Origin of the sequence: Streptomyces sp. NPDC000229, from assembly GCF_040300825.1 — a bacterium.
Classification (GTDB): domain Bacteria; phylum Actinomycetota; class Actinomycetes; order Streptomycetales; family Streptomycetaceae; genus Streptomyces.
This window is the reverse complement of record NZ_JBEPEL010000131.1, coordinates 1-11,108: the sequence shown is the minus strand read 5'-3', so window position 1 is coordinate 11,108 and position 11,108 is coordinate 1. Positions and strand designations below refer to the sequence as shown.

Below are 11,108 nucleotides of genomic sequence, written 5' to 3'. Positions count from 1 at the left end.
GCAGCACGTACGCGCAGACCATGGCGATCGCGCCCTGCGCGAGGTACAGCACGCCCGATGCCAGAAGAGTGCCGCTGAGGCCACGTTTGGAAAATACTCAAGCCTCGTGCCGGACCTTTCAAAAATTGATAGAGGCAAATTGGAGGTGTCAGGCGACCAAGCCATGCTTGGTGCACCGCTCGCACTCATGGCCGTGAACGACTTGGCTGACGAAATTGCGACAGCGGTCGTGAACGCGATGAAGGATGGCAGGGAAGAGCGTCCGCCAGGTCAGCGCGTCTTGGTGACGACGAGTCGAGACTTGGTCGCGGATGACGCTGTCTTTCAGGATGTGCGGAGCAGCCTCCGAGGGCTTAACAAATGGGCTAAGCTTTTGAAGAAGAGTGCGAGCGATCTACCGTCCGGCACACGAGAGATTGCGCCGGCATCTGCTGCTTCGATAGCCGCATCCATGGCCCCGTCTCTGATCGGAATGTTTTCATCGCACCGGACACTTGCGACATCGAGCGTGGCTGCCGATGATGCTGTAGCGAGCATGGCCGTTGCGGCATCGCTTGCACGGAATGCCGCAAGGCTGAGAGTGGCCCTTGACGACTTTCGGACAATTCCGGAGTTCGAAGGAGGCGTTCTCGATAGTATCCAAAACCTTCGCAAATCGAGCATGGAGTTGAGCCGCACGAAAACTGAGTTGCAGAGTAACGTGGAGGCAGCTGCCGTGGTGGCGAATATAGGCGCTGCGGTGGAAATGATTGACGGATTCCTGGCATCGGTTACTGCAATTACTGCGAGTGGCCGTTCGGCTTTGACGAGTGCGATGCTTCAGGAGCAACTACATGCCTCTGGTGATGCGTTCACCCACGTTCTGCTCATCAAGTCATGTCCGGGAACGGCGCAACAACTGGTTGAAGACCGGCCGATGATGATGAAGGATATTGTCTCCGTTGTGTCGGCTACAGGAATCGCATACTCGCTCCTGGAAGCAAGTAGTGGGGATACTGTGGCCGGTGGCGCACTGGCGGCGTCACGTCACCTGCATGGAAAGCTTGGGAGGGAGCTAATAGTTGACAAGGTGGAGAGAATGGATCTACCAAAGGAAACGTGACCCTGCAACGGTCTTTTGGTTGATCAGTCGGCTCACCCGCCCCCGTCCGAGCGTCGATCACGTCCTGCACTGGTCACACTGGCGCCGCCGCAGACAACACCAAGCCCGCACCAGCCACTACGAACGACGAGGCCACGCACCACCAGAAACTGCCCCACCGTCACGCAAAAGACCGTTGTAGTACGAGGTCGTGCCCGGTGGGACCACGCCCGGGCCGCGGCCGCCGGATCCGGCACGCGCAGCTGCGGCGTTGCCGTCGGTCGCCGATATCCCGCGCGACCGCCTGGAGATGGCCGCCTAGAGATACAGCCCGGCGTCCGCGCCGCGCGCCTGGTCCGGGATCGCCGCCGGGCTCGTGCCCCGCCGCAGCGCGTACAGCTCCGCCAGCGTCGCCCCGTCCCGCCCGACGCCCTCCTCGCAGCCGAGCCACGCCACCGCCTCCGGGCGGGTCAGCGGGCCGACCTCGATTCGGGCCAGACAGCGGCCGGGACGGACCACCGCCGGGTGCAGGCGCTCCAGGTCCTCGTTGGTGGTGACCCCGACCAGCACGTTGCGGCCCTGCCCGAGCAGCCCGTCCGTCAGGTTGAGCAGCCGCGACAGGGCCTGGCCCGCGGTGTGCCTGGCCTCGCCGCGGATCAGCTCGTCGCAGTCCTCCAGGAGCAGCAGCCGCCAGCGGCCGTTCGCCGTGCCCTCGTCCTCGCCGATCGCGATGTCCATCAGGTAGCCCACGTCGTTGAACAGCCGCTCCGGGTCCAGCACGCAGTCCACCTGGCACCAGTCGCGCCACGACCGGGCCAGTGTGCGCAGTGCCGACGTCTTGCCGGTGCCCGGCGGGCCGTGGAGCAGGAGCAGGCGGCCGGCGATGTCGTCCGGGGTGACCTTCATCAGGCGGTCCATCGCGTCGGCCACGGGAGCCGTGTAGTTGGGCCGCACCTCCTCCCACGATCCGGCGGTGATCCTCCGGGTCGTGCGGTACGGGCCGCGGCGGGGCGACACGTACCAGAAGCCCATGGTGACGTTGTCCGGCTGCGGCTCCGGGTCGTCCTTCGCGCCGTCCGTCGCCTGCTTCACCATCCGCTCGGCCAGCTCCGCGTCGACCGCCGTGACGGTCACGTCGGCGCCCCGGCTCCAGCGGGAGACCAGCACCGTCCAGCCGTCTCCCTCGGCGAGCGTGGCGCTGCGGTCGTCGTCACGGGCGGACCGCAGCACCGTGGCGCCCGGCGGGAGGAGGGTCGCGCCGGGCTTGACGCGGTCGAGGGACGAACTGTGCGCGTACGGCTGCTCGCCCGTCGCGAAGCGCCCGAGGAACAGCGCGTCGACGACGTCGGCGGGGGAATCGCTGTCGTCGACGGTGAGCCGGATCGGCAGGGCCTCATGAGGGTTGGCAGACATGCGGCCCATGATCCGGCACACGCGTCCTCGCCGCACGGTGTTTATGTACGGGGACGAAGTGCGGCGGTCGCCCGCCGCGCGCGCCGGACGACCGCGTACCCCCTCGTCAGCGCCCGGTCCCGCGCGAAGGCCCGCCCGATCGCCCGGCCCTCGACCAGCCGCCCGAACTCCTCGATGCCCGTCGTCCGCCGCACGGTCACCCTGCGGAGCGCGTACGGGCCCTGGGCGCACCGCGCCAGCGCGTTGCCCACGGCGAGCGACTGGGCGAACCCCGCCTCCCGGACCATGCGCCGCACGCGCCGGCTGGAATAGCCGTACGGATAGGCGAACGAGAGGGGCGCCGTGCCCAGTTCCGCCGCGATGATCTCCCGGCACCGGGCGGTCTCGAACCGGAGCCGCTCGTCGTCGAGCTGGTCCAGCTGCGGGTGGGTGTGGGTGTGGCCGCCGATCTCGGTGCCGGCGGCGGCCAGTTCCCCCTACCGCGCCCCGCTCCGGACCCATCGCGGCGCTTGAGCCCTCCCCTTGAGCCGCCTTGTGTGATGGACCGTTGCGGGTGGATGTACGACGGTATTGACAACGGCGACTGTAGGGCAAGGCCCGGACATAGGCCCACCTTTTTGCTTCTTTGGCCGTACTTCGACGGACTGCGACAAAGACGCCGTACGGGTATGACCAGTTCCCGCGGATAAAACGGAAGGAGATCTTTCCGCGTGCGAGGGGGAAATGGTGCGGGAGTTGTGCCTGGGAAAAGAATTCCCCTCGTCAGAAAGTCCGTCCTCGTTGGCCTGAGGAAAACAACAGGAACAGGGGGAGAGCGCGGCCACGACGACCACGGCGCCGCGGACCGACCACCTATGGAGTGTCAGCAGCACCTGTGCCACCAGGAGGTCGACGGCGACCGCCCCCGCCACGGACAGGACGGCGCGCGCAGGGCTCCAGCCGGCGGAGTGCCGCGGTGAGCCCGAGAGCCGGTGCGGCGAGCAGGAAGAAAAGCCCGAACGGAGGACGGAGCGGCGAGTCGTGGCCCATCGCCGCCAGGAGGGCCCCCACGGCCGCCACGGCCACTGCCGCACCGGCGAGCAGCGGTAGGGCATCACGCCGGCACATCAGGCTCCGCATGGGTGACTTACCCCCGAAACTCCGGATATCGGGCCTCAAGAGTGAGCACACTTTGACTCGACGTCACCTACACGCCATGCGCGGCTATTGGCATGGACACTGCATCCTGCTACGAACTTTTTAGGCAGAAATCCTGCTAAAGGGAGGTTCCATGAAACTGTCCCGAGCCGCGGCGTTCTCGACCTCACTCCTCCTCGGTGCCGTCCTGACCCTGACCGGGGCAGGTGCGGCGCAGGCCGACTCGTCGGCCGCAGCCCTCGACTACGTGGCCCTCGGCGACTCCTACTCCTCCGGGGTGGGCGCCGGCAGCTACGACAGCGCGAGCGGCAACTGCAAGCGCAGCACCCGCGCCTACCCCAGGCTCTGGGCCGCCGCCAACTCCCCGTCGTCCTTCGCGTTCACCGCATGCTCAGGTGCCCGCACCAACGATGTGACGGCGGGCCAGCTCGGGCCGCTGTCCTCCGCCACCGACCTCGTCTCCATCACCGTCGGCGGAAATGACGCGGGATTCGCCGACGTCATGACCACCTGCGTCCTCCAGTCCGAGGCCACGTGCATCGCCCGCGTCAACGAGGCGAAGAACTACGTCGACACGACCCTCCCCGGCCGCCTCGACTCGGTGTACTCGGCGATCAGAACCAAGTCCCCGTCGGCGCATGTCGTCGTGCTGGGCTACCCCCGCTTCTACAAGATCGGCGGCAGCTGTGTCGCCGGCCTGACCGAGAACGAGCGCCGTGCCATCAACAGCGGCGCGGACCACCTCAACGCGGCGACCGCCAAGCGCGCCGCCGACCACGGCTACACCTTCGCCGACGTCACCCCCGCCTTCACGGGCCACGAGATCTGCTCGGGCGCGTCCTGGCTCCACAGCGTCAACTGGCTCGGCATCGGCGAGTCCTACCACCCCACCGCCGCCGGACAGTCCGGTGGCTACCTGCCCACCTTCAAGGCCGCGCTGTAAGGAGCCGCGCTCGACGACGGGGTCCCGTCCGAAGGGGTCGGAGTGCCGCTGCCCGTCGGGGTGCCGGTGGGCGTCCCGCCGGTGGGCGTCCCGCCCGTCGGGCCGGGGTCCTCGCAGGTGACCGAGAAAGCCACCCAACCGGACCGTGCCTCGACCGGGCTCCGGAGCTCCAGCCGGACCCGGTCGTGGTGCGTGCCGCCCCTCTTGTGCGTCAGCTCCGTGTGCTCGACCCGCCGCACGGTGTCCCCGCCGGAGGCGAACTCCGCCGTCCGCCAGTCCGAACCGGAGCTCCCACCGCTCTCCGTCACCCAGCGGTAGCCGACGGAGGCAGGTGTGCGGGCGACGGTGATCGTCGCCCGGAAGGCCGGGGCCTGTTCCTCCGGGGGCGGACACGGCCCGCGGTAACTCCCGCGCACCGCCTGCGCGTACACGTGCACCGACTGCGGGGCCGGGGACGGGCCGCTCGTCCTGGGCGGTGCGGCCGGGCCGTCGTCACTGCTGCTCGGCGTGCCACTGGGCGTGGCCGTCGCACCCGGCGAGGTGGCGCCCGCGCCGACGCCGCCACCACCGCCCGGCCCGTCGCCGGGCAACAGGGCGTACGTCAGCCCCGCGACCGCGAGCAGCAGCACGGCCACCCCGGCCGCGAGCACGGCGACCGGACGCCGCGACGGAGCCTGCTCACCGGCGACGGCCGTGGTCGTGCCCCCACCCGCCGCGGCGACGACCGTCGGCGCCACCACCCCGCCCGCCTCGATCGGACCCGTACGCGGGTTTCCGCCCGCGCCCACGGCACGCAACAGCCGCCCGGCCTCCTCCGCCGTGAGCCGCTCGGCCGGATCCTTGCGCAGCAGCCCTTCGACGACCGGCGCGAGCGGCCCCGCCCGGCCCGGCGGCGGCAGCTCCTCGTCCACCACGGCGCGCAGCGTGCTCAGCGGGGTGTCCTGCCGGAACGGCGTATTGCCCTCCACCGCCGCGTACAGCAGTACGCCCAGCGACCAGAGGTCCGAGGCCGGACCCGGTGTCCGCCCCAACGCCCGCTCCGGCGCCAGAAATTCGGGAGAGCCGATCAGCTCGCCCGTCATGGTGAGGTTGGACGTGCCCTCCACCGTGGCGATACCGAAGTCCGTCAGCACCACCCGGCCGTCATTGGCGAGCAGCACGTTCGCCGGCTTCACGTCCCGGTGCAGCACCCCCGCCTCGTGCGCGGCACTCAGCGCCGCCAGCACCTCCGCCCCGATGTGGGCGGCCCGCCGAGGCGGCATGGGACCCTCCGCGTCGAGCGTCTCGGCGAGCGTCAGCCCCCGGACCAGCTCCATCACGATCCAGGGGCGGCCGTCCTCGCTCGCCACGTCGTACACGGTGACCACACCGCGGTGCGAGATCCGGGCGGCGGCCCACGCCTCCCGCTCCAGCCGCGCGTACAGCCGCTGCACGTCGTCGGAGCCGAGGCCGGCGGGCGCGCGCACCTCCTTGACCGCCACCTCGCGGCCCAGCACCTCGTCCCGCGCGCGCCACACGACGCCCATGCCGCCCCGGCCCAGCGGACCCAGCAATCGGTAACGCCCCGCCACCGTCCGTACGGCACCCGGCCCTTCGGTCATAGGACCCCAAGCTAGCTCAACCCGACCACTCTGGGAACGTGTCCAACTCGCCCTGGAATCACTCGTATTCGGAGGGTAGTCGTCAACCCTCGTACATGTGTGGTGAATCCCGTCACCGGGATACACGCATGAGATGCGGGGACGATAGGGTTAATCTGCAGCGGCCGGGTGCCCTCGTACGGGTGGGGAGTGACATGGAACAGATAACGGTGCGCAGCAGGCCTCGGGTGCCTGCCATCACATGCGGGAGCAGCGCGACCAGTACGCGCCTCGACCGCCATCTCTCGGTGCTGGGCGGTCCGGCCGTCCCGCAGCGTGAGACAGCCGAAGCGACGCTGCTCATGCGGGAGTTGACGACGCGTGATGTCGCACACACCCGCACGAGCAAGAGCGCGCGCGTCAGGCTCTTCGCGCCGCTGCGCCGCCTGCGCCGCTCACTCTTCGGCAACCACGCCTGACGCACCCACCAGCCCGTACCCACCCGCCGCGCACCATCGTCCCGGCCACGGACCCACGGTCCGCAGCCGGGCGACGGCCGGGGCGGGGCCGTGCAGGGTCGTCCCCGCGGAGTTCGGCGGCACCGGAAGGGCCCCCTCCCGAACACCCCGAGGCCACAGGCCTCGTGGGGGTGCTCCCTCCGGGAGAGCGACGAGCCCGGAGGGGCCGCGCCCCCACCCACCGGCAGTGACCGCGCCCGAGCCGGCCGTCAGGCCACCACACCCTCCCGCCGCAGCTCCGCACACACACCGTCCGGGACGCCCAGCTCACGCAGCACCGCATCCGTGTGTTCCCCCAGCGCCGGTACCGCCCCCATCCGGGCCTCCGACCCGCCCGGCAGGGTGATCGGCGGCAGCATCGCCCGCAGCGGACCCACCGCCGTGTCCACCTCCCGCCACCGGTCCCGGGCCGCAAGCTGCGGGTGGGCCGCCACGTCGGCGACCGTGTTGAGGCGGGCGCACGCGATGCCCGCCGCGTCCAGGCGTGCGAGCGCCTCCGCCGTGTCCAGCGCGGCCAGTACCTCCGCCACCACGGCGTCCGTCTTCTCCCGGTGCGCCACTCGCGCCGTGTTCGTGGCGAACGCCGGGTCGTCGCCCAGCTCCGGCCGGCCCAGTACCTGCTCGGCCAGCCGCCGCCACTCCCGGTCGTTCTGCACCGACAGCAGCACCTGGCCCCCGTCGGCCGTCGCGTACGCGTCGTAGGGCGCGATGACGGCGTGCGCGACCCCCGTACGCGCAGGGGCTTCGCCCCCGTGCATCCCGTGGTGCAGCGGATGCCCCATCCACTCGACGAGCGACTCCAGCATGGAGATCTCCACCGGCCCGCCCCGCCCCGTCGTCGCACGCCGCAGCAGCGCCGCCAGCACCCCCGAGAAGGCGTACATCGCCGCCGCGATGTCGGCCGCCGGGATCCCCGCCTTGACCGGCTGGTCCGGCGTCCCGGTCACCGACACGAGCCCCGCCTCGCACTGCACGAGCATGTCGTACGCCCGCTTGTGCGCGTAGGGGCCGCCCGCGCCGTACCCGGAGATGTCCACCGCGATCAGCCGCTCGTCCGCCGCGCAGAGCGTGGCCGCGTCCAGCCCGAGCCGGGCGGCCGCACCCTGCGCCAGGTTCTGTACGAACACGTCGGCCCCGGCCACCAGCCGGCGGACGACCTCAAGACCACGCGGATCCTTCAGATCCACCGCCACCGACTCCTTGCCCCGGTTGCACCAGACGAAGTGCGAGGCCAGGCCGCCCGCCGCCGTGTCGTAGCCGCGTGCGAAGTCACCGCCGTCCGGTCGCTCGACCTTGATGACGCGGGCGCCCAGGTCGGCGAGCTGGCGGGTGGCGAACGGCGCGGAGACGGCCTGCTCGACGGCGACGACGGTGATCCCCTCCAGGGGGAGCGGCTGAGTGCTCATACAGCCGTGCCTATCGTGTACCCACCACCTTTGTCACCCCCGTGACGTCAGCCCTCCGGGGCCGCGTACCTCCGCACCGCGAGGGGCACGCACACCGCCAGCAGCACCAGCGACCACCCCACCGCCCCGGCCACCGGGTGGGCGACCGGCCACGCGGCACCCTCGGGAACGGCCGCCGCGTTGCCGAAGAGGTCCCGTACCGCGGTCGTCACCGCCGAGATCGGGTTCCACTCGGCGACCGTCCGCAGCCAGCCCGGCATGTTGTCGGTCGGGATGTACGCGTTCGACAGCAGCGGCAGCATGAACGTGGCGCTGCCCAGCTGGCCCGCCGCCTCCTCGCTGCGTGACGCGAGCCCCAGCAGGATGCCGACCCAGGTGGTCGCGAACCGGAACAGCAGCAGCAGCCCGAAGGCCCCCACCGCCTCGAACGGACCCCCCTCGATCCGCCAGCCCATGGCCAGCCCCACCAGGATCAGCGGCACCAGTCCGGCGGCCGTGGTCACCAGATCGGCGACCGCCTGGCCCAGCGGCACGGCCGGCCTGCTCATCGGCAGCGTGCGGAAGCGGTCCATCACGCCCCGGTGGGAGTCCTGGGCGGCGGTGAACATCCCGGTCATGATGCCGTTCGCGGCCGTGGCGACGAGCAGCCCGGGCACCAGGTACGCGCGGTACTCCGTGCCGGGCATGGCGAGCGCGCTGCCGAAGACGTACCCGAAGAAGAGCAGGAAGACGATCGGCATCGTCTGCGTCATCACGAGCATCGCCGGCGCGTGCCGGGTCCGCTGGAGGTGCCGGCCGAGGACGGCGGCTCCGTCGTACAGAAGGGCACTCATCCGAGGAGCTCCTCACGGCTGGTGAGGCGCAGGAACACCTCGTCGAGGGTGGGCGGGCGCAGGGAGGCGTCGACGATCAGGACGCCCGCCGCGTCCAGTTCACGGACGATCCGGGGGAGTGTGAGCGTCCGGTCCGTGGTGACCGCCCCGGCGGTGCGCGCCTCGGTGTCCAGGGCCGGCCGGGCACCGGTGAGCCGGTCGAGGACGGCCGCGGCGGCGTTCAGCCCGGAGGGGTCGGCGACGACGACCTCGGCGTAACTGCCGATCATCGCCTTGAGCTGGGCGGGCGTTCCGCTGTGCGCCGCCCGCCCCTCCTCGATCAGCACGATGTCGTCGGCGAGCTGGTCGGCCTCCTCCAGGTACTGGGTGGTGAGGAGCACGGTCGTGCCCCGGGACGCCAACCCCCGTACGGCGTCCCAGATGCTGTTCCTGCTCTTCGGGTCGAGCCCGGTGGTCGGTTCGTCCAGGAAGAGGACCGTCGGCGGGACCAGCAGGCTGGCGGCGAGGTCCAGGCGGCGCCGCATACCGCCGGAGTACGTCCTGGCCGGGCGCCCCGCCGCCTCGTCGAGGCCGAACCGTTCCAGCAGCTCGTCGGCGCGGGCGCGTGGTGCCCGGCGCAGGCGGGCGAACAGGCGCAGGTTCTCGGCGCCCGTCAAGTCCCCGTCGACGGAGGCGTACTGGCCGGTGACGCCGATGCGCCGGCGTACGGCGGTGGGCTCGCGCACCACGTCGTGTCCGGCGACGCGGGCGCTGCCGGCGTCCGGGGCGGTGAGCGTGGTCAGGACCCGTACCGCGGTGGTCTTGCCCGCGCCGTTCGGCCCGAGCACGCCGCACACGGTGCCCTCGGGCACGGCGAGATCGAGCCCGCGCAGGGCGTGCACGTCCCCGTACCGCTTCTCCAGACCTTCACTAAGTACAGCGTACGTAGTCGTCATGCGTCGACCGTACCTCACTACGTACGCTGTACGTAACTAGGATGGGGGGCGAGGTGATGATCGATGGCGGGCCGAGCGGCCGAACCGGAAGTGATCTGGGCGCGTCCCGAGCGCACGGGCCGTGGCCCCAGGCCGGCCTACAGCCGCGCGGACATCGCGGCGGCGGCGGTGAGGATCGCGGACGCCGACGGCATCGACGGGGTGTCCATGCGACGGGTGGCGGCCGAACTGGGCTGCGGCACGATGTCGCTCTACAACTACGTGACGTGCAAGGCGGATCTGTACGAGCTGATGGTCGACGCGGTCAGCGGCGAGTACGAACTTCCCCACGCGCCCAGTGGCGACTGGAAGGCCGACATGCTGGCACTGGGCCGCCAGACCCGGGCGATCATGCACCGGCATCCGTGGCTGACCCGGGTGATGTCGACCGTGTACGGCTTCAGCCCCAACGCCCTGCGCTACCTGGAGCACTGCCTGGAGGCCCTCGCACCCCTCGACGTGCCCGGCGGCGCCAAGATGGAGCTGATCGCGATGGTCAACGGCACCGCCATGATCACCGTCGCGAACGAGCTGGCCATGGCCGAGCGCAGCCGCTCGCTGCCGTGGTCCGAGGAGCGGGAACAGGCCGTGCGCACCGCCTACCTGGGGCGGGAGGTGGCGAGCGGGGCGTACCCCAGGCTCGCGGAGCTGCTCGCCGAGGCGCCGGTGCCGGAAGACCCGGACGAGCTCTTCGACCGCGCGCTGCGGCGGCTGCTGGATTCGTTCGGCTAGCGTTCGGGCGGGTCGCAGCCGTTCGCGCGGTCACAGCAGGGCGAGCTGCCCCTCCGGACCCTCTTCCTCCTGGTCCAGGACGGACGCGGGGCGGCGCGCCGTGGCCGGAGCGGGGAGCACGCCAGCCGCGCGGAGGGCGCTGCCGGGGATCAGTTCCGTGCCGGACAGGTCCGGCCTCTCCGCCTCCAGCTGGGCCTGGAGGGCCAGCACCGTGATCAGCTCCAGCAGCTCGGACGTCCACTCCTGGGGCCATGCGGCGGGGCGGATCGCCTCCAGGGTGCCGGCCTCGGCCGGGGCGGTGCGGTGCTCGAACCAGAGCTCCAGCACCCGGACCCCGCCCGTCCGGTAGTCCCACGCCTCGGCCGGCACCGGCGAGATCCGGCCGCCCTCGCCGACCAGCAAGGCCTCGTCCGCCGCGTCGTACGCCGGATCGGGTTCATCGGCGACCAACCGCGCATCCACACCGCCGTGGAGCGGCTGCGCGGCTACCG

General features: G+C 71.0%; 10 protein-coding genes and 1 pseudogene. 4 read left to right on the top strand and 7 right to left on the bottom strand.

The window, feature by feature from the left end; all coding sequences use genetic code 11:
- A partial coding sequence (locus ABT360_RS34190) for a hypothetical protein (RefSeq protein WP_351825461.1) occupies nt 1–1,102 on the top strand: 1,102 nt, incomplete at its 5' end.
- Nucleotides 1,103–1,399: 297 nt separating this feature from the next.
- Here ABT360_RS34190 and ABT360_RS34185 read toward each other — a convergent pair.
- Nucleotides 1,400–2,494 (bottom strand): DUF5925 domain-containing protein, encoded by a 1,095-nt coding sequence (locus ABT360_RS34185; RefSeq protein ID WP_351825459.1) that lies wholly within the window; start codon nt 2,492–2,494, stop codon nt 1,400–1,402.
- A gap of 41 nt (nt 2,495–2,535) precedes the next feature.
- Nucleotides 2,536–2,967: pseudogene (locus tag ABT360_RS34180) on the bottom strand (polysaccharide deacetylase family protein); the annotation flags it as partial.
- A gap of 797 nt (nt 2,968–3,764) precedes the next feature.
- Between ABT360_RS34180 and ABT360_RS34175 the strand changes: the two are divergent.
- A complete protein-coding gene (locus ABT360_RS34175) occupies nt 3,765–4,574 on the top strand; it encodes an SGNH/GDSL hydrolase family protein (RefSeq protein ID WP_351825457.1) in 810 nt (269 codons plus the stop codon).
- Here ABT360_RS34175 and ABT360_RS34170 read toward each other — a convergent pair.
- Nucleotides 4,544–6,175, bottom strand: a complete 1,632-nt coding sequence (locus ABT360_RS34170; protein ID WP_351825455.1) for a serine/threonine-protein kinase — start codon at nt 6,173–6,175, stop codon at nt 4,544–4,546. The genes ABT360_RS34175 and ABT360_RS34170 overlap by 31 nt on opposite strands.
- Nucleotides 6,176–6,369: 194 nt before the next feature.
- Between ABT360_RS34170 and ABT360_RS34165 the strand changes: the two genes are divergently transcribed.
- On the top strand, nt 6,370–6,633 hold the full coding sequence (locus ABT360_RS34165) for a hypothetical protein (RefSeq protein WP_351825453.1): 264 nt from the start codon (nt 6,370–6,372) through the stop codon (nt 6,631–6,633).
- A 248-nt stretch (nt 6,634–6,881) separates the two neighbouring features.
- Here the strand turns inward: ABT360_RS34165 and ABT360_RS34160 are convergent, their stop codons facing one another.
- From ABT360_RS34160 to ABT360_RS34150, 3 genes are read right to left on the bottom strand one after another with little or no spacing between them, the layout of a single operon-like run.
- A complete protein-coding gene (locus tag ABT360_RS34160) occupies nt 6,882–8,078 on the bottom strand; it encodes a CaiB/BaiF CoA transferase family protein (RefSeq protein ID WP_351825451.1) in 1,197 nt (398 codons plus the stop codon).
- A gap of 47 nt (nt 8,079–8,125) precedes the next feature.
- Nucleotides 8,126–8,911, bottom strand: coding sequence for an ABC transporter permease (locus tag ABT360_RS34155; RefSeq protein ID WP_351825449.1), 786 nt, complete (start codon nt 8,909–8,911; stop codon nt 8,126–8,128).
- Entirely contained in the window at nt 8,908–9,846 is a 939-nt protein-coding gene (locus ABT360_RS34150; protein ID WP_351825447.1) for an ATP-binding cassette domain-containing protein, read from the bottom strand. Before ABT360_RS34150 ends, ABT360_RS34155 begins: the two co-directional genes overlap by 4 nt.
- Nucleotides 9,847–9,909: 63 nt before the next feature.
- Here ABT360_RS34150 and ABT360_RS34145 point away from each other — a divergent pair, with 63 nt between their 5' ends.
- Nucleotides 9,910–10,617 carry a TetR/AcrR family transcriptional regulator C-terminal domain-containing protein gene (locus tag ABT360_RS34145; RefSeq protein ID WP_351825445.1) on the top strand — a complete coding sequence of 236 codons (708 nt, stop codon included), beginning with the start codon at nt 9,910–9,912 and terminating at the stop codon, nt 10,615–10,617.
- Nucleotides 10,618–10,647: 30 nt separating this feature from the next.
- Here the strand turns inward: ABT360_RS34145 and ABT360_RS34140 are convergent.
- A partial coding sequence (locus ABT360_RS34140) for a type ISP restriction/modification enzyme (RefSeq protein WP_351825443.1) occupies nt 10,648–11,108 on the bottom strand: 461 nt, incomplete at its 5' end.